Consider the following 18,034-nt stretch of genomic DNA (forward strand, 5'->3'; position numbering starts at 1 on the left):
CAACCGGGCGATCAAGGCCGGGCCGACGGGCGCGATCAAGACGAGTACGGAATGCACGATCAGGGCCGGTGAAGAGGGTTCGGGACCGTGCCGTGCACAGCGGCGTGCGGCCGCTCGGGACGGTCGCGGTAGCCGTCGAGATGCAGCCGGTTACGGTTCAGACAGAGCCGCTCGATACGCGGAGTGAGCAGGTCGAACGTCTCGTAACGCTCCTTGAGCTCGGGGAACCGCGTCTGGTGGCGGACGATCTCCGCCCGGACGAGCGACCAGAACTCGTCCTCCGGAACGCTCAGTTGTTCCTCACAGAGCGGTGCGAGGAAGCGGAAGACCCCTACAAAAAGCCCGGAATGGATGAACTGGGTCAAGAACGCCGGGGGCTCGGTGAGGAGCACATTCCGTACGTCGTCCGGCATGGACGCGTGCTCGGGCAGCGGATCCGCGCTCACGTTGACGTCGTCCACGAAGTCCTTCACCGCGAGGCGGACGGGTGCGTCATGCTCGTCGAAGACGACGATCGCGTTCTCTCCGTGGGGGCTGAACACAGTGCCGTAGCGATAGAGAAAGTGCAGCAGCGGCGGGAGGAGCGCGGCGAAGAGACGGCGCAGCCAGACCTTGGGGGCGAGGCCCGAGCGGGCGACGAGCTCCGTCGTGAAGGCCCGGCCGTCCGGGTCGGTGTACAGAAGCGCGGCCAGGGTGCGGGCGCGTTCACCGGGCGCCAGCTGACAGGAGACCGGCTCGCGCCAGATCGCGCCGAGCAACTCCTTGTACTGGTAGGGCACTTCAGGAAGCGTGTCGTACACGGGGTGGTTCACGGTCACCGAGGCGACCTCGCCGAGCAGGATCACCCCGCAGGTTTCCCGCAGAAACGGATCGGCGTCCCTCAGGGCATGCATCCAGGCGGTGACGGCGGGAGCCGCGAGCGTGCGCTCCGTGGGGAGACCACGCCACACCAGGGTGTTGAGGACCGAGAGCGGCAACTTCACCGTGTGCCGGTCCGGGCGCGAGACATTGAGGAAGGTACGGATCGACTGCTGGGGCAGGCGCAGATCACCGTCCGAGGGCAGCGGCACGATCCCGTCCGCGGCGACGGACGGAGCGAACAGCGGCAGGACGACGTCGTCCCACTGCCAGGGGTGTACGGGCAGATAGAGGTACGACCCCGGAGTGAGCCCACGCGCGCGTAGTACCCCGTCGAAGGACTCCCTTGTGGCGGGGGTCAGCTCGCGTGCGTAGAGCTGTTCGGCGGAGTCTAGGCCTGGGACTCCTCTGTAAGTGGCGAGCGTGGTGTGCACCGCGATCCACGGAAGAGCTGTCGCCCTGCGGGCCTCCGGCGCCCAGGCCGCGGCGTCTCTCGCGGAGAAGCCGAGGCGGCCCTTGTTCAGCACGATCCAGGGGTGGCCGGTCTGGTGGCCCTCCAGCTCGGCGTAGCCGAGGTCGGCCAGTTCGGCCGCCGTACGCGCGTCGCGGTCCAGGCGGGCGTCCGCGGCGAGCGTCGTGCTCAGCTCTCGGATGACGTGGCCGAGCGTCGCGCCGTCGAGCTCCAGCGTGCCGCGGGCTCGGGTGAGGAAACCGAGCGGGTCGGTGAAGGGGCACGGTTCCTTCCCCTCTTCGGTGAGGGTGAGCGAGGCGGGGTCGACGCGCCAACTGTCGTACGAGGCACGTCGAGCACGGAAGGAGAGGCTGCCGCCGGTGTCCAGGCGGAGGGTGTACGGACGGAAGGTGCGGGTGTGGGTGCGGGCAGCAGCCGGGTTCGGGGACAGTTGTGAGCCGTCCGTACCCGTTTGTGGTGCGTCCCCGCCGGGTCGAGTGCTGCTCGGGTCGGCACGTGCGGGGTCATGATCGGTCTGCGGGGAGTCGGAGGTGCGGCGTGTGGGGTCCGGGACAGCCTGTACGGCATCCGAGGCGCCGCCGGTGGAGTCCGGGACGGTCCGAGCGGCGGGCTCACTGATCTGCGCGGGGGTCGGGCTGGTCGCCGGATCAAGGTGGTTGTGGAGTGGCATCTCCTTCCGCTCCGCAACCCGCTCCGGCGCCGGCTCCGCCGAATCCCCCTCAATCCCTGGTTCACGCTCCGACCCCGGCCCCAGCTCTTTCTCCGGTTCCGGCTCCGGTTCCGGTTCCGGTTCCGGTTCCGGTTCCGGCTCCGGCTCCGGCTCCGGCCTGACGATCTCCTCGTGTGCGAACTCGCCGATCATTTTCGCGAGCAGTCGGCGGCCGACCTGGTCCCATCGGTCTTTGCGCAGCTCAGACGGGTCGTACAGGGCGGATGGCTCTCCGGAGGCCGGGGTGGCGGATGGATTCGGCACGGGGACTCCTCGACAGGGAACCGGATCGGGACGAGCGGTGTACTGAGAGTGATGGCACTACAACAGATCGCGCAGGGCCCGGTCTCGGACCATGAGGGCTGCCCTCTTGTCGGGCAGATCGACCTCGGCGGAGAACCGGAAGCCGGCGCTCAGGAAGGCGGAGACGGAGGGGGTGTTGCGAAGATCGGGTTCCGCGACGACGCGTGCGCATGAGGGGCGTTTGTCCAGTACGAGGTCGGCGGCGGCTCTGAGCAGGGCAGAGCCAAGGCCTCGCCCACGATGAGCGACACCGCCGATGAGGAGGTGGATTCCGGTGTCGTGCGGGCGAGCGGGATAGTGGCGAGCCAGGAGATCGAGGTCCGCGCGGTAGATCTCCCAGTAGCTCATCGGGGTGCCGTCCAGCACGCCGAGGCAGGGCACGCTGCGTCCGTCGCCGCCCAGCTGACGGCACAGATGCCTCTCCGCGACCGACTCGGGTCCCGCCAAGTCCCAGAAGGCGGCGACGGCGGGGTCGTTCATCCAGCGGGAGATGAGGCGGAGATCCCTGTCCACGCGTACGGGCACGAGGTGGAAGGTGCCGACGGGAGTGGAGGTCGGGCCCCAGCCGCCGATGCGGTCGAGCAGGTCGTCGCCGACCGGACCGGCGGGAGCGGTCTTCGCCGTGCCGTCGCCGACCCCGTATCCCACCCCGTCCTCGGCGCCGCCGTGCTGCTCGGCTCCCTCGTCGCCCTCACCGGCGCCCTGGGCTCCGGCCTCACCGGGTGCGTCGGATCCCCCGCCTCCCCCGGCAGGCTCGGCCTCGCCGCCGAAGAGCGCGATGAGCTCGTCGGGCAGGCGCAGGTCGAGGGTGTCCTCGCTGTCCGTTCCCGAGCCGGGACCCGGACTGGGGGCCGGGTCGGCGCCGAGGTCGGTGACGGGGGCGGTGCCGGCGTCGGTGCTCGCATCGGTGGGAGGCACGGCGACGCTCCTCTCAGGAGACGGGGTGGGTCATGTTCCTCAGGAATGAAGGGGGTTGGTGATGGTGACGTAGACGGACTGGGTGTCGACCGGGCCGACGAGCTCGTCGAGGCCGTGCAGCCGGGTCAGCAGGTTGGCCTTGCAGCGCAGGGCGGGTGAATCGAGCAGGTGGGCGGGCAGGGACGTGCGCAGTCGTGCCGGGCCGGAGGCCGCGTCGGCGAGGAAGCGGCGGAAGGCGGCGAGCAACAGCTGTTCGTCGGCGAGGTGTTGGGAGCCGAGTGCGCCGATGAGGCCGAACACGTTGTTGATGGCGAGGTAGTAGGCGAAGCGTTCGTCGGTGACCTCGTCGGAGACGAAGGTGTCGCTGTGCTCGCCGATGCCGGGCAGCCGGGAGTCGAGCTCCGCGCGCCGTGACGCGCGGAAGTAGTAGCCCTGGTTGTCCCGGTACCGGCCGCCCGCCGGCCATCCCTCGGGGTCCAGCAGGAGCAGGGTGTTCTGCTGGTGGGCTTCCAGCGCGATCCCCGCCTCGCTGTCCAGCCAGAGCACGGGGCGTACGACCTGTTCCAGGTAGCGCAGGAACCACTCGGTGGCGACGGCCCCGCGGGGCCGGCCGGTGCGCCCGGCGAGACGGGTGACGATCTCGGCGAGCCGCGACCGCACGACGGGCCTGCCCTCGGACCCGCTCCCGGCGCCGGACTGGGCGTGGGGCCGGGGGGAGACAAGGCCCGCGACGCAGCCGGCATCGCCCGTCGGGCTGAACGGGTTGTGGCGGATCATCACGTCGAGCCCGGTCAGCGGGGTGCCGTCCGGAGCGTTGACGGCCAGCCAGGCCGGGTCGCGGACGATGTCGAAGCCCGGGTGGGCGGCCTGCCACTGCTTCGACAGGCCGCTGCGCAGCAGACGGTGGACCTCCACGCCACGGTGGAGTTCCTTGCGGAGGTTCTCACGACGGGAGTTGGTGATGCGAAGGCCCAGCGACAGCTTCAGCATCGCGGGGGTGCCGGAGCGGTAGAGGGTACGGACGGAGGAGGTGGAGTGCCAGGCGGAACCGTACGGGCCCAGCTCCCGGAGCAGTCCCGCGTCGAGCAGGGCCGCGGCCTCTGGACGGTGCCGGATCTCGCCCATCTGCCAGGGGTGCATCGGCAGAGCGGCGTAGCCGTCGGGCAGCGACAGCCCAGCTCCCGCCAGCCGCGCGGTGAGCTGTTCCGCGGGGACGGGCCGACCGCGCTCCGTCCACGCCGAGTCGGCCGCCAGTACCGAGGGGGCGACTGCGATCCAGTGCAACGGGAAGGAGCCGCGCAGCTCGGGTGAGTACAGCTGGGCTTCGGCATCGGACAGCCCCTCCCGGCTCTTCGGGGTGGGGTGCCAGGGGTGTCCCAGCAGGAGCGCCTGCTCGGCGGCGAGGAAGAGGTCGTGGGTGTCCGCGGGGCGTTTCCGGCGGTCGCTGATGAACACGACGGTCCGGCGCACGGAGTCGGCGACCCGGCCGACCAGGTCGGCACCGTCACCGGCGGGGCCACCTTCGGCAGCCGAATCGACTACGGACGTCGAAGCGACCGTGATCGCGCTCCCTCCCGCGCCCGCGCCTGCGCCTGCACCTGCGGCCGCCGCCGTGGCCGTGGCGTCGGTCATGGCCGGGGCGTCGGTCGTGCCCGGGGACCGGCTCATGGCCCCGTCGCTCGTCATCCCCTCGCTCGTCATCCCGTCGCTCGTCGTCTGCCGTGCGAGCAGGGCTGCCACGGTGACCGCGTCGGCGGGCGGTGCCTCGTCGGGTGCGTCGGCGAGGTGGGGGAGGCCGAAGCGGTGCCAGCCGGTCGGGGACCAGTAGTGGACCGGGGCCAGGAGGGAGGTGCCGCTGGCCGGGAGAGGGATGCGGAGGGTGCCGTCGGTGGGGGCGGGCAGGTTGTTCTCCCGTACCCAGCAGCGCAGCAGGTTCTCGACCGCCGCCGCTTGGGCCGCGGTGTGCGCGGCGGGGTGCTCCAGCAGGTCGGCGGTGGCACCGCGCAGCCGCTCGGCCTCCTGGGCCGACCCCTTCTGCCGGGGAACCGAATCGGCCCCCTGCAGGAGCGGGGTCTGCGGACCACGGGCCGCTCGCTCGTGGGTGTCGGGACGGCCGTCGGGGGTGGGGGTGGCGTTCAAGAGAGTTCCTCGTGGGGTCGTTCAGGCTCGTGCGGCGACGAACCGAGGCGGTACTGGCGTGCGTGGGGCCTTCGGCGTTCCTGGCTGATTCGGGTCGGGGGTGGGGGCGTGTCCCGCCGGGGCCGGGGGAGGCTGGTTCGTGTCGGGGCGCCGGTTCAGCTCGGCGCCAAGGGCGGTGTCTCGGGGGGGGTAGTAAGGCGGGGCCGGCATGGCTCGGCCGGACAGGGTCCAGGTCCTATCCGGTGTGCTCGCCGGGCTTTGAGATCCGACCGTGTTCGGTCTGTTCACGCGGACCACCCGAACCGTCCGACCCACCCGAACCGCCCGGTCCACCGAGCTCTCGCGGCTCACGCGGCTCACGCCGACCCCCGTCGATCCCGCGTACCGAGCGCCTGCCGCCCGAGTTCTCGCGCGCCACCGCCCCCACCGCGTCCGCCAGTCGATCGAGTACCGCGGTCGCCTGTTCATCGCTGATCGTCAGGGGTGGCAGGAGCCGCACCACGCTGGCGTGCCGGCCGCCCAGTTCGACGATCAGGCCCCGGCGCAGGCACTCGCGTTGCACGGCCGTGGCAAGTTCGGGGGCCGCGGGCCGGGGGCCGTCCGCGGTGGGTTGCGGGGGCGCCTCGGGGTGTACCAGCTCGACGCCGATCATGAGCCCACGGCCGCGCACGTCACCGATGCAGGCGAACTCCTGGGCAAGTCCCCGGAGTTGAGCGAGCATACGGGCGCCCAAGGTCGCGGCACGTCCGGCGAGACCGTTCTCCCGGACGTAGGCGAGGGTTGCCGTGCCCGCTGCCATGGCGAGCTGGTTGCCGCGGAACGTGCCCGCGTGCGCGCCCGGTTGCCAGACGTCGAGGTCGTCGCGGTAGACGACGACGGCGAGCGGGAGGCTGCCGCCGATGGCCTTGGACATGACCATCACGTCCGGAGTGATTCCGCTGTGCTCCACGGCCCAGAAGGCACCGGTCCGGCCGACCCCCGTCTGGACCTCGTCGGCGATCAGCGGGATGGAGCGGGAGGCGGTGATCTCGCGCATCCTGCGCATCCAGTCGTCGGGGGCGGGGATCACCCCGCCCTCGCCCTGGACGGGTTCGAGGATCATCCCGGCGGGGCACGGCACACCCGACTTGGTGTCGTCGAGCAGGGACTCGGTCCAGCGCGCGGCGAGTTCGGCACCGCGCTCGCCGCCGATGCCGAACGGGCAGCGGTAGTCCTGGGGGTAGGGCAGACGTGCGACCCGCACTTCGGTCGCGCCCCCGGATGCTTCGAGCGCCCCCGCGGTCATCCCGTGGTAGGCGCCGGTGAACGCGAGCAGTCCGGTCCGTCCGGTCGCCGCGCGCACCAGCTTGAACGCGGCCTCGACCGCGTCCGTCCCGGCGGGTCCGCAGAACTGCACCCGAGCGCGCGCGGCGAACTCCGGGGGCAGTGTGCGGAACAGCTCGGTGGTGAAGGCGTCCTTGACGGGCGTGGCCAGGTCGAGGACGTGCAGCGGCGCCCCGGAGTCGAGGACTTTTCTGATCGCTTCCAGGACCACCGGGTGGTTGTGTCCGAGGGCCAGGGTGCCGGCACCGGAGAGACAGTCGAGATACCGGCGCCCGTCCGCGCCCTCGATGGTCAGGCCGCGCGCTCGTACGGGAACGATCGGCAGGGCGCGCGCATAGGTGCGCGCCGCTGACTCGCGCGCCGACTGGCGCCGCAGAATTCCCTCGTGCGCCGCGCGCGCCCCCTCGGACGAGCCGGACATGCCCCGCGCTCTGTCCGACGAGCCGGGCCCACCCCCTCGTACCGCCTCGGGCGCACCCTCCCGTGTCTCCTCGGGCTCGCGCCCCACCGGCACCACAGCAGACTCGGTCACGGCCACGACTTCAGGTCCTCCCGCTGTCCAGAGGCGAGTTGGCGGGGGCTCGGAACGCAGGCGGCAGGTCCCCCGTACGTACCAACGACGTGACCGGCGTGGGGAAGCGGGTCGGACGAAGATCCTTCAGGCGGCCGGGACGATGGTGACCTTGATGTGTTTCATGAGCGGCTGGTCGCTCTGGACGCTGTAGTCGCCGATCGCGCACAGCACGTTCATCTCCGGCATGTAGCCGGCCGCGCAGCCGCGGGGGATGTCGTAGGGAACGGCGAGGAAACCGTCGAGGTGGCGGTGGCTGCCGTCCTTGGCGGTGCTGGTGATGTCGACCGGATCGAACTCGGAGATGCCGCGCTCGCGCATGTCGTCGCCGTTCATGAAGACGAGGGTGCGCAGGTTCTTGACGCCGCGGTAGCGGTCGTTGTCGGAGTAGACGGTCGTGTTCCACTGGTCGTGGGACCGCATGGTGCCCAGCGCCAGGGTGCCGGGGGCGGGGACCACGTCGGGCAGACGCGCGGTGGAGAACTCGGCGCGTCCCGACGGGGTGAGGAAGACCAGTTCACGGGCCGGCTGCTTGATCCGGAAGCCGAGCGGCAGGCGCACACGGCGGTTGAAGTCCTCGAAGCCGTCCAGAACCTGGGCCATGGTGTCGCGGATGCGGTCGTAGTCCTCGATGTACCACTCCCAGGGAGTGGCACTGTCCGGGAGGGCGGCGCGGGCCATTCCGGCGATGACGGCGGGCTCGGACAGCAGGTGCCGCGAGGCGGGCCGCTTCATGCCGACGGACAGATGGACCATGCTCATCGAGTCCTCGACCGAGGTGCTCTGGATGCCGTGCTTCTGGTGGTCCTTCTCGGTGCGGCCCAGGCACGGCAGGATGAGCGCCCGTCGGCCGTGGACGAGATGGCTGCGGTTGAGCTTGGTGCTCACCTGGACGGTGAGGTCGCATCTGCGCAGTGCCTCGTAGGTGTACGGGGTGTCGGGCGCGGCGAGGGCGAAATTGCCGCCCATGCCGACGAACACCTTGATGTCGCCGCGGTGCATCGCCCGGATGGTGCCGACGGTGTCCAGGCCGTGCTCACTCGGCGGATCGATCCTGCAGACCTCGGCGAGGCGCTCCAGGAACTCCTCGGTGGGCCGGTGGTCGATGCCGCAGGTCCGGTTGCCCTGGACGTTGCTGTGCCCGCGCACGGGTGACGGTCCCGCTCCCTCGCGCCCCAGATTGCCGCGCAGCAGCAGGACGTTGACGATCTCCCGGACGGTGTCGACGCCGTGTTCGTGCTGGCTGACGCCCAGACACCAGCTGACGATGCTCCGGTCGGCGTCACCGTACACGCGCGCCGCCCTGAGGATGTCGTCGCGATCGACCCCGGACTGGCGCTCGATCTCCTCCCAGGAGGTGTCCTCGCACAACGACCGGTACTCGTCGAAGCCCATGGTGTGGCGGTCGACGAACTCCTGGTCCAGCGCCTTGGGGTCGACCTTGGCCTGCTCCAGGACCGCCTTGGCGATGCCGCGCATGAGCGCCATGTCACCGCCGATGCGCGGTTGCAGGTTCAGGGTGCTGGTCCGTGTCGCCTTGAGGCGGGCCATGTCCGTGAAGTCGCGCGGCACGATGGTTCGGGTGGCGGCCGCCTCGACCATCGGATTGATGTGCACGATCTGGGCGCCACGGCGGTACGCCTCGGCCAGCGCCGTGAGCATCCTGGGCGCGTTGGAGGCCGCGTTGACACCCATGATGAACAGGGCGTCGGTGACTTCCCAGTCCTTGAGGTCGACGGTTCCCTTGCCGGTCCCCAGGGACGCGTGCAGCGCGCGGCCGCTGGCCTCGTGGCACATGTTGGAGCAGTCCGGCAGGTTGTTCGTGCCCAGTTCGCGGGCCATCAGCTGGTACAGGAACGTGGCCTCGTTGCCGAGGCGGCCGGACGTGTAGAACGACGCCTGGTTCGGGTTGTCCAGTGCGCGCAGGGCCCTGCCGACCATCTCGAACGCGTCGTGCCAGCCGATCGGGACGTAGTGGTCCGATTCCGGGTCGTAGACCATCGGTTCGGTCAGCCGGCCCTGGTCCTCCAGGGCGTAGTCGCTCCAGCCGGACAGCTCCGTGACCGCATGGGCGGCGAAGAACTCCCGGCCGACCCGCTTGTGGGTCATCTCCCAGGTGACGTGTTTGATGCCGTTCTCGCAGATGTCCAGGTGCAGGCCCTTGGTGTCGTCGGGCCACGCGCATCCGGGGCAGTCGAAGCCACCGTTCTCGTGGTTCATCCGCATGATCGCCCGTGGTCCCTCCACGAGGGCACGTTCGCGGGCCAGAACCCGGCTCACGCTCTTGGCCGCTCCCCAGCCCGCGGCGGGGTGGTGGTAGGGATGGACATCCGGTTCGCCCCGGCGGTCGGGCCCCACCCTGGGCTCCAGCCCTTCCTGGTCGTCATGGGAGGCGTTCAAGAGGCTCACCCTTTCACCGTCCGGGTGTGGGCCGGTCCCCGGCACTTCTTCTCAGGCTATGCCGGGGGATCACACGCTGCCACGCGACGAGGACGCCGTCCGCGTCGACGGCTTCCCCGTGCCCGCCGAGTGGGCGTTCGCCGACTTCCGCGCCCCTCCGCGCCCCTCCACACCCCTTCGAGCGTGTCCGAGCGTCTCCCCGCCCTGTGGGGTCAGGCCGTCCCCGCGCTCGCGTCCGTCGACGGGTCGAGCGCCACCACGGCCTCGTCCGTGTGGACCAGGAACGTCAGGGCCTGGCGGAAGTACAGGTCGATGCCGGTGGCATTGTGGGCCGTGTAGCCGATGGCGAGATCCTCACCGAGCCTCAGCTCGTAGTCCCCGCCCCGGGTGGTGAGCAGGAAGGCCCCTTCGATGGCGGGCGCCCAGATCAGCCGCCCGTCGAGCATCCGGCCGAGGTGGGCGGCGATGGGGTACCCGTGGTCGGAGGTCTCGCTGACCGCCGTGTACGCCTCGGCGCCCAGCAGCAGGGAGTACGGGCCCTGGACGCCCGCCAGGCGCAGCGTCGTCAGGGCACGGCTGACGGCGTCCGGGAAGTCGCGCGGCTCTGCCGGAAGACGCAGAACGGGGTTGGAGGTGCGCCCGCGCAGTCCGTCGATGTGTGCCGCCGGGTACCCGTTGAAGACGGACTGGTCCTCGGCGAACGCCATGGTGCGTGCGGCGTCCTTCACCGGCTGCCAGTCGGAGTCCTTGGCGCCGCGTTCGACGTCGTCGACGGCGGCCCGGCTCACCGTGAACGGCACGGTCAGCTCGACCAGGGGCTGTGCGTGGCGCAGCCGCGCCCCGACGCCGAGTACCGGCCCCACGGTGCCGGACAGATGGCCCGTCCCCACGGCCGCGAGTTCGGGGCCGTCGGGTCCCGAGACGTCCACGACGCGCCGACCCGCAAGGTTGCGCCGGAATGTGCGGCGCGCCTCCTCTTCGATCTCGGCCCATGCCGCGGGCGTGATCGGGGCGAGTTCGCGGTGCAGATTGCTGGTGCCGTCGAGCGTGGTCATGTTCGGACTCCTTTGAGGCTGCCGATGCCCAGAGAGCCGTCCGCCGCGGCCTTGCCGCTAGAAGCGGCGGGAAGGTCGTCGAGAAAGGTGGCGGTCGGCACATGGAACAGGCATCCGGTGATCGCGGTCGAGAAGTCGAGGATGCGATCGTGCAGGCCCTGACGGTCGCCGAGGAACATGTTCCGCAGCATCTGTTCGGTCACGTCCGGGGTACGGGCGTAGCCGATGAAGAACGTGCCGAACTCACCCGCTCCGACGTTGCCGAACGGCATGTTCTCCCGCACGATCTTGAGTTCGTTGCCGTCCTCGTCGGTGATGGTGTTGAGCGCCACGTGGGAGTCGGCGGGCTTGACGTCGTCCGGGAGTTCGACGTTGGCCTGCTTCGTCCGTCCGATGACGTTCTCCTGCTCGTTCGACGGCAGGGCGTTCCACGCCGTCAGGTCGTGCAGGTACTTCTGGATGATCACGTAGCTGCCCCCCTCGAAGGCGGGGTCCTCGTCACCGACGAACACGGCTTCGGTCGCGAGCCGCCCCTCGGGGTTCTCGCTGCCGTCGACGAAGCCGAGCAGGTCGCGCTCGTCGAAGTACTTGAAGGCATGTACCTCGTCGACGACCGTGACCGCGCCGCTCAGCCGTTCCACGATCAGCCGGGCCAGTTCGAAACAGAGGTCCGTGCGGCGGGCCCGTACATGGAACAGGAGATCTCCCGGGGTGGACGGAGCCCGGTGATGCTCACCGGCCAACTCCACGAACGGATGCAGTTCCTGTGGGCGCGGGCCGCTGAACAGCCGGTCCCAGGCCGCCGATCCGATGCCGACGACACAGCTCAGCTCGTCGTCGGGTGCGCGGAAGGCGACCGAGCGCCGCAGGCCCGAGACGTCCTCCAACAGATCGCGGACCGTGTCCTCGTGGCCCGGCACGACCGCGACCACCAGGAACACGGTGGCTCTGGCCGGCGGGGCGATCACGACCTGCGACTCGACCACGGGTGGGCCTCCTCATGAGATGCGGAAGTGTCCGTCGCGTACGGAACGGTCGATTCCTCCTGCCATCCTGCTTCGTCCCGGGACAAACCGCGCGAGAACGAGGCGCGACGGGCGCAGGCGCACGCCGCGGCCTGCCGCGTGCCGTCAGCCGCTGACGATTCCCACAACGAGGTTGATCGCCGTGGCGAGAATGCTGGTGCCGAAGACGTAGGACAGCAGTGAGTGCCGTAGCACGATCGCGCGGATCGTCGAACTCGACACGTCGGTGTCGGACACCTGATAGGTCATGCCGAGGTTGTAACTGAAGTAGAAGAAGTCCCGGTACGCCGGTGGGTCGTCCGAATTGAAGTCGATACCGCCCGCGGCCTCGTAGTACAGGTGGGCGTAGCGGGTGGCGTACATCAGGTGCAGCGCCGCCCAGGCCATGAATGCCCCGCACAGGGCGGTGGCGGCCGCGGCGTGGCCGTTGTCGGACGCGCCGCGCACGAGCAGCAGCACATTGGCGAGCAGTCCGCACAGAGCCGCCGCGACCACCACGAGTTCCTCGGTCACGGGCCGGAAGTCCTCACGCCCCGCATTGCGGTGGGTGGCCGTGGCGTCCATCGGCCACAGCACCACCCAGCCCGCCAGAACGAAGCACAGTTCCGTCGCGGCGATCCCGGCCAGCCCGCCCAGTGCCGCGTCGGTCGGCAGGCCGACGGCCACGCCGACCGCGGCTCCGAGGAGCACCGCGCCGGCGAGGCGGGGCACGGCGTCCAGGGGCAACCAGGTTCTCATGCGCCACCACGGTAGTTCCGTTGCCCCCGACCAGCCCGGCGGGGCCCGACGCCCCGGAGGCGACCGCTTCGTCTCCCCCGCCGCGGCGAGGCCTGCGGCGTTCGCTCGCCGCGGCAAGCCGCGCCCGCTGACCGCGCGGTGCGCTGACGCGCGCCCCTCAGGGGGCGCGGACGCGGCGTAACACACCACGGAAGCCTCTTGACCAGTTAAGTCTTATTACGCAACCCTAAGAGGGCGAACCCTTGACGATGAGGAGGCCGGCACACAATGGAGTGGACGGGCGCGCGATACGCGGACAAACCGACGGTCGGGGTGAAGACCTGGATCGGCGCCGCACCGGAGAGGGTGTGGGCGCTGGTCTCGGACGTGGCGCAGATGCCGAATATGAGCGAGGAACTGCAGTCGGTGGAGTGGCTCGACGAAGCCGTCGGACCGGCCGTCGGGGCCCGTTTCGTCGGCCGCAGCAAGCACGCGGCGCTGGGCGAGTGGCAGACCACCTCCACCGTCGTCGAATACGAACCCCGGCGGGTGTTCGCCTGGGCGGTCGAGGATCCCGCGGACCCCAGTGCCGTCTGGCGCTTCCGGCTCACTCCGAAGGACGGCGGTACGGAGCTGTCGCAGTGGATGCAGCTGGGCCCCGGGCGCTCCGGCCTGTCCTTCGCGATCGACGCCATGCCGGACAAGGAGCAGAAGATCGTGTTCGTACGGATGCGGGAGTTCGAGCGCGGCATGACCGCCACGCTGGAGCAGATCAAGAAGCGCGCGGAGGCATGATGCGGACGGCGACGACGGTCGAGGCAGCAAGTGTCGGCTCCTGGTCCCGGCAGGCCGACTTCGTCGTGGAGGCGGAGAAACTCGGGCTCGACATCTGCTGGGTGGCCGAGGCCTGGGGTTCGGACGCGCCGTCCGCCCTGGGCTTCTACGCGGCACGCACGGAACGGATGCTGCTCGGCTCCGGAGTGATACAGGTCGGTACGCGTACCCCGGTGGCCCTCGCCCAGACGGCCATCACCCTGTCCAACCTGTCCGGCGGACGTTTCCTGCTGGGCCTCGGCCCGTCCGGCCCCCAGGTGATGGAGGGCCTGCACGGAGTGCCGTTCGCCCGTCCCCTGGCGCGCGTCCGCGAGACCGTGGAGATCGTGCGGCAGGTGATCGCGGGCAGCAAGATCTCCTACTCGGGCTCCGAGTTCCAGATCCCGCTGCCCGGCGGGGAGGCGGTACCGATGCGCCTGTCCATGCGGGCCGAGCACCCCGTCCCCGTCTATCTGGCCGCATTGTCGCCGGCCATGCTCCGGCTCACCGGACAGGTCGCGGACGGCTGGCTCGGCACCAGCTTCGTACCGGAGGGCGCGGCGGACGCCTACTTCGCCCCGCTGGACGAGGGTCTTGCCGCCGCCGGCCGCAGCCGTGCCGACTTCGACGTCTGCCAGGGCGCCGAGGTCGCGTTCGCGCAGGACGAGGAGGCGCTGAGCGCCATGGTCGCGGGCCGCAAGAAGGAACTCGCCTTCAGCCTGGGCGGCATGGGTTCGGCGTCGACCAACTTCTACAACCGGGCCTACAGCCGCCAGGGTTGGGCCGAGGTCGCAGCCGAGGTACGGGAGCGCTGGCAGGCGGGCGACCGCGACGGTGCGGCCGCTCTCGTCACCGACGAGATGGTGCTGGCCACCACGCTCATCGGCACCGAGGAGATGGTCCGGCAGCGGCTGCGTGTGTGGCGCGACGCCGGTGTGGACACCGTGCGCCTCTACCCCGCCGGCGAGACCTTGGAGGCCCGGCTGGACACGCTGGGCAGGGCGATAGAGCTGGTCCACGAAGTCGGCAACTGAACATGAGCCCGGCACGGCCGCCACTCACGAACCGGCGGCCGTGTCCGGCCAAGGCGTCACAGAACCCGAGGAACCCCTTCCCCGTCACGGCCGGGCGGTGAGTCGGCCGTGGCCGCGCGGTCGATGCCGAAGCGCGCCCGCACGTCGGGGTTGTCGAGCAGCCGGGCCGGGTAGCCGGGCCCGGTTCGCAGGGCCACGTCCTCGTGCCGCAGCGGCTCACCGCAGGAGGAACAGACCACCTGGGCCTGGGTGTCGTGGTCACAGGTGGTGTGGCGCATGACCACGGGGGCGCCCTCGTCGTCGGCCAGCCACCGGTCGCCCCAGGCGTTGATCGCGGCGAGTACGCCGAAGAAGTCGCGCCCCTTGTCCGTCAGCAGGTACTCGTGGCGGACCGGCTCCGTCTGGTAGGCGCGCCGCTCCAGGAGGCCCGCGTCCTCCAGGCCCCGCAGCCGGTCGGTGAGGGTGTTGCGGGCGATGCCGAGCGAGTTGATGAAGCCGTCGAAGCGTGACTCGCCGTAGAAGAGCTCGCGCAGCACCAGCAGCGTCCAGCCGTCGCCCAGGACGTCCACAGTGCGGGCGATCGAGCAGGGCCAGCGGTCGAACGAGGTCCGTCTCATGCACTACACCTTAACAGTTTCATCATGCAACCCATGGGGGCGAATGATGCGCCCCGCGCCTACGACAGGAACCACAGCCACCGGCAGGACCAGGCACGAGAAGACGTCGAGTCGGCGGATCTCCGGAGGGTTGCCGGATCGGACGGCCCGTAGCGAAACCGTTGCCGTTCCGTGGGGTGTCCCCCACAGCGAGCGCATAGTGTGTGATGCCGTTCAGCGATACCGAACGATGTGTCTGCGCCCCGCACCAAGGGGCCCCGGATCGACGGATCCTGACAGGTTTTCTTACGTCCAGGGGGAGTTGCACCATGCGAGTCACACGCCCGTCCTTCGCCGCCCGCCGAGGGGGGAGCACGCGCCGCCGAACCTCCCCCGTACTGGCGGCAGTCGGCCTCACCGCGGCACTGGCGCTGACCGCCACCGCCTGCGACTCGGGTGGCAGCGACGCGAGCGGCCAGGCCGGCGCCTCGGCGTCCCAGAACGGCGACGACAAGATCAAGATCCCGGACGACATCAAGAACAAGCTCAAAGAGCACGGCATCGATGTCGACAAGTGGAAGAACGGCGCCTGGAAGAACTGGAACAAGGACGACTGGCTGCGCGAGGCCAACGACTTCATCAACCCCATCATCAAGGGGCTGTGGGACCCGGACCGGATGCGCGACGCCGACGACCCGGACAAGAACAAGGGCGTCGACGACAACGACCTCTCCGGCGACCAGGGCGTCACCGACGCGACCCCGGCCCCCGTGGCGGCGAAGGCCGTGAGCGCCGCCTACCACGACAACGCGCCCGAGTCGGGCAAGGTCTTCTTCGACTCGCCCGAGGGCACGATGGTCTGCTCGGCGACCGTGGTCGAGGACCCGGCGCACCCGGGCAAGTCCAACCTCGTGTGGACCGCGGGTCACTGCGTGCACGCCGGCAAGAAGGGCGGCTGGTACCGCAACATCGCCTTCGTGCCCTCGTACAACAACGCCGGCAAGACGTCGGCGCAGTTGCAGAACGCCGCCAGGGACGAGGTCGCTCCCTACGGTGTCTGGTGGAGCGACTGGGCACAGACCTCGGACCAGTGGATCGAGCAGGGCGGTTCCACGGGCGGCCAGGGCGCGTCGTACGACTTCGCGGTCCTGCATGTGACGCCGGAGAAGGGCGGCAACGGCAAGTCCCTGGAGGAGACGGTCGGTTCGGCGCTCCCGGTGAACTTCGACGCCCCCGCCGTCCCCAAGGTCTCCAGCATCACGGCGACGGGCTATCCGGCGGCGGCGCCGTTCGACGGGCAGAAGCTGTACCAGTGCACCGACCGGCCGGGCCGGCTGTCGATCGCCAAGGCGGACCCGACGATGTACCGCATCGGGTGCACCATGACCGGTGGTTCGTCCGGCGGCGGCTGGGTGGCGACCGGGTCGGACGGCAAGCCCGCGTTGGTGTCCAATACGTCGATCGGCCCGGTCACTGCGGGCTGGCTGGCGGGTCCGCATCTGGGCACCGTGGCCAAGGACGTGTACGACTCGGTGAGCAAGAAGTTCGCAGGCCAGTGAGGCGACAGTGCACAGGCCGGTGAGGCGACGGGCGTCGTAGGGGGCGTACGCGGGTGCCACGGGCGACGGTGGAGTGGTGCACGGAGTCATTCACCGCTCCATCGTGGTTCGTCCCCGACTGCCCGGGCATTTCGTCCCCGACTGCCCGGGCATAGTGAGGTGTCGCGTCCGGGCGGGCCTGTTCGACAGCCCGCCCGTACCTGACCGGCTCATGGCGGCACGGCTCCAACGGGGGGTGCAGCAGCATGCGTTCCATACGTCCGACCGGCGCGCGCCGACGCGGCGGATACCGCGTTCTCACCGCCACGGGGCTCGCCGCGGCCCTGGCACTCACCGCCACCGCCTGCGACTCGGGCGACGACAAGGCGAACGGCCGGTCCACCGCCACCTCGTCGCAGGACGGATCCCGGAACGGCGACGACAAGATCAAGATCCCGGACGCCGTCAAGAGCAAGCTCGAAGAGCACGGCATTGATGTCGGCCAGTGGGCGAACGGCGGCTGGAAGAACTGGGACAAGGACGACTGGCTGCGCGAGGCCGACGACTTCGTCAACCCGGTGATCGACGGGCTCTGGAAGCCCGAGCGCATGACCTCCGCCAAGGACCCGGACAAGACGATCTCGGCGCAGGACGCGGCGGCCGACCAGGGCGTCAGCGACCCGGAGCCGCAACCCGTCGAGGCCAAGGCGGAGCAGACCCCCTACCACGACTACGCCGCCCCGGTCGGCAAGGTCTTCTTCGACTCCCCCGAGGGCTCGATGGTCTGCTCCGGGACGGTCGTCCAGGACGTCAACCACCCGGGCAGGTCCAACCTCGTGTGGACCGCGGGCCACTGTGTGCACGCCGGTGGCAAGGGCGGCTGGTACCGCAACATCGCCTTCGTGCCCGCGTACAACGACCAGGGCAGGTCCGCGGCGGAGCTGAGCAGCGCCTCCGCGTCCCGGATCGCCCCGTACGGCCAGTGGTGGGCCGACTCGGCGTCCACCTCGAAGGAGTGGATCGCGGGCGGCGACGAGACGGGCGGCGCGGGCGCCCCGTACGACTACGCCATCGTGCAGGTGAAGCCGGAGCGGGGCTCGAAGTCCCTGGAGGAGACGGTCGGCAACGCGCTCGCCGTGGACTTCTCGGCGCCGTCCGCCCGGGACGTCAGCGTGATGGGCGCCTGGGGCTACCCGGCCGCGCCGCCGTACAACGGTCTGAAGATGTTCAAGTGCCTCGACCGGCCGGGCCGGCTGTCACTGAACCCGGGCCTGCCGACGATGTACCGCATCGGCTGCACCATGACCGGCGGTTCGTCCGGCGGCGGCTGGTTCCGGGTCCTCGGCGGCCGGACGGAGCTCGTCTCGAACACGTCGATCGGCCCGTCCGACAACACCTGGCTCGCGGGACCGCAGCTCGGCAAGGGCGCGCGGGCGCTCTACGACACCATGAGCAGGCGGTAACGGCGGCCAGTAGGCACCGCGCCGCTCGCCCGGCCGTGGCACGGCGAAGGCCCGCCCCCGGTGAGAGGGAGCGGGCCTTCGTACGTCCCTGCGGAAGCGA

At 70.4% G+C, this 18,034-nt stretch carries 13 protein-coding genes; 4 read left to right on the forward strand and 9 right to left on the reverse strand.

Annotated features, from left to right (window positions below; translation table 11 throughout):
* Nucleotides 1-59: 59 nt before the first annotated feature.
* From RV986_RS14125 to RV986_RS14160, 8 genes are all read right to left on the reverse strand, one after another.
* Complete coding sequence (locus RV986_RS14125; RefSeq protein ID WP_475917735.1) at nucleotides 60-2,303, reverse strand: IucA/IucC family protein; 2,244 nt, start codon at nucleotides 2,301-2,303, stop codon at nucleotides 60-62.
* 57 nt (nucleotides 2,304-2,360) lie between these two features.
* On the reverse strand, nucleotides 2,361-3,260 hold the full coding sequence (locus RV986_RS14130; RefSeq protein WP_475917736.1) for a GNAT family N-acetyltransferase: 900 nt from the start codon (nucleotides 3,258-3,260) through the stop codon (nucleotides 2,361-2,363).
* Between the two features lie 39 nt (nucleotides 3,261-3,299).
* A complete protein-coding gene (locus RV986_RS14135) occupies nucleotides 3,300-5,399 on the reverse strand; it encodes an IucA/IucC family protein (RefSeq protein ID WP_475917737.1) in 2,100 nt (699 codons plus the stop codon).
* Between the two features lie 235 nt (nucleotides 5,400-5,634).
* Nucleotides 5,635-7,143, reverse strand: a complete 1,509-nt coding sequence (locus RV986_RS14140; RefSeq protein ID WP_475924278.1) for a diaminobutyrate--2-oxoglutarate transaminase family protein — start codon at nucleotides 7,141-7,143, stop codon at nucleotides 5,635-5,637.
* A gap of 237 nt (nucleotides 7,144-7,380) precedes the next feature.
* The gene (locus RV986_RS14145) at nucleotides 7,381-9,693 is read right to left on the reverse strand and encodes an FdhF/YdeP family oxidoreductase (protein ID WP_475917738.1); all 2,313 of its coding nucleotides are present in this window, start codon (nucleotides 9,691-9,693) and stop codon (nucleotides 7,381-7,383) included.
* Nucleotides 9,694-9,905: 212 nt separating this feature from the next.
* Nucleotides 9,906-10,748 carry a family 1 encapsulin nanocompartment shell protein gene (locus RV986_RS14150; RefSeq protein WP_475917739.1) on the reverse strand — a complete coding sequence of 281 codons (843 nt, stop codon included), beginning with the start codon at nucleotides 10,746-10,748 and terminating at the stop codon, nucleotides 9,906-9,908.
* A complete protein-coding gene (locus RV986_RS14155; RefSeq protein ID WP_475917740.1) occupies nucleotides 10,745-11,734 on the reverse strand; it encodes a Dyp-type peroxidase in 990 nt (329 codons plus the stop codon). The genes RV986_RS14150 and RV986_RS14155 overlap by 4 nt, the downstream gene beginning before the upstream one ends.
* A 144-nt stretch (nucleotides 11,735-11,878) precedes the next feature.
* The gene (locus RV986_RS14160) at nucleotides 11,879-12,511 is read right to left on the reverse strand and encodes a DUF1345 domain-containing protein (protein WP_475917741.1); all 633 of its coding nucleotides are present in this window, start codon (nucleotides 12,509-12,511) and stop codon (nucleotides 11,879-11,881) included.
* Nucleotides 12,512-12,778: 267 nt separating this feature from the next.
* Here RV986_RS14160 and RV986_RS14165 point away from each other — a divergent pair, with 267 nt between their 5' ends.
* Nucleotides 12,779-13,285, forward strand: coding sequence for an SRPBCC family protein (locus RV986_RS14165; protein ID WP_475917742.1), 507 nt, complete (start codon nucleotides 12,779-12,781; stop codon nucleotides 13,283-13,285).
* Nucleotides 13,285-14,337 (forward strand): LLM class flavin-dependent oxidoreductase, encoded by a 1,053-nt coding sequence (locus RV986_RS14170; protein ID WP_475924279.1) that lies wholly within the window; start codon nucleotides 13,285-13,287, stop codon nucleotides 14,335-14,337. Before RV986_RS14165 ends, RV986_RS14170 begins: the two co-directional genes overlap by 1 nt.
* Before the next feature lie 56 nt (nucleotides 14,338-14,393).
* Here RV986_RS14170 and RV986_RS14175 read toward each other — a convergent pair whose 3' ends face one another.
* Nucleotides 14,394-14,954 carry a winged helix-turn-helix transcriptional regulator gene (locus RV986_RS14175; protein WP_475917743.1) on the reverse strand — a complete coding sequence of 187 codons (561 nt, stop codon included), beginning with the start codon at nucleotides 14,952-14,954 and terminating at the stop codon, nucleotides 14,394-14,396.
* A gap of 308 nt (nucleotides 14,955-15,262) precedes the next feature.
* Here RV986_RS14175 and RV986_RS14180 point away from each other — a divergent pair, with 308 nt between their 5' ends.
* Together RV986_RS14180 and RV986_RS14185 are read left to right on the forward strand one after the other, a co-directional pair.
* A complete protein-coding gene (locus RV986_RS14180) occupies nucleotides 15,263-16,492 on the forward strand; it encodes a trypsin-like serine peptidase (protein ID WP_475917744.1) in 1,230 nt (409 codons plus the stop codon).
* A gap of 245 nt (nucleotides 16,493-16,737) precedes the next feature.
* Complete coding sequence (locus tag RV986_RS14185) at nucleotides 16,738-17,934, forward strand: trypsin-like serine peptidase (protein WP_475917745.1); 1,197 nt, start codon at nucleotides 16,738-16,740, stop codon at nucleotides 17,932-17,934.
* Nucleotides 17,935-18,034 lie beyond the last annotated feature (100 nt).

The sequence above is a fragment of the Streptomyces sp. RLA012 genome (assembly GCF_056270325.1).

Excerpts from the sequence above, each read along its gene's own strand:
- RV986_RS14170 (WP_475924279.1), top strand. The coding sequence starts at position 13,285 with ATGCGGACGGCGACGACGGTCGAGGCAGCAAGTGTCGGCTCCTGGTCC.
- RV986_RS14140 (WP_475924278.1), bottom strand. The coding sequence starts at position 7,143 with ATGTCCGGCTCGTCCGAGGGGGCGCGCGCGGCGCACGAGGGAATTCTG.
- RV986_RS14180 (WP_475917744.1), top strand. The coding sequence starts at position 15,263 with ATGCGAGTCACACGCCCGTCCTTCGCCGCCCGCCGAGGGGGGAGCACG.
- RV986_RS14185 (WP_475917745.1), top strand. The coding sequence starts at position 16,738 with ATGCGTTCCATACGTCCGACCGGCGCGCGCCGACGCGGCGGATACCGC.
- RV986_RS14160 (WP_475917741.1), bottom strand. The coding sequence starts at position 12,511 with ATGAGAACCTGGTTGCCCCTGGACGCCGTGCCCCGCCTCGCCGGCGCG.
- RV986_RS14165 (WP_475917742.1), top strand. The coding sequence starts at position 12,779 with ATGGAGTGGACGGGCGCGCGATACGCGGACAAACCGACGGTCGGGGTG.
- RV986_RS14175 (WP_475917743.1), bottom strand. The coding sequence starts at position 14,954 with ATGAGACGGACCTCGTTCGACCGCTGGCCCTGCTCGATCGCCCGCACT.
- RV986_RS14150 (WP_475917739.1), bottom strand. The coding sequence starts at position 10,748 with ATGACCACGCTCGACGGCACCAGCAATCTGCACCGCGAACTCGCCCCG.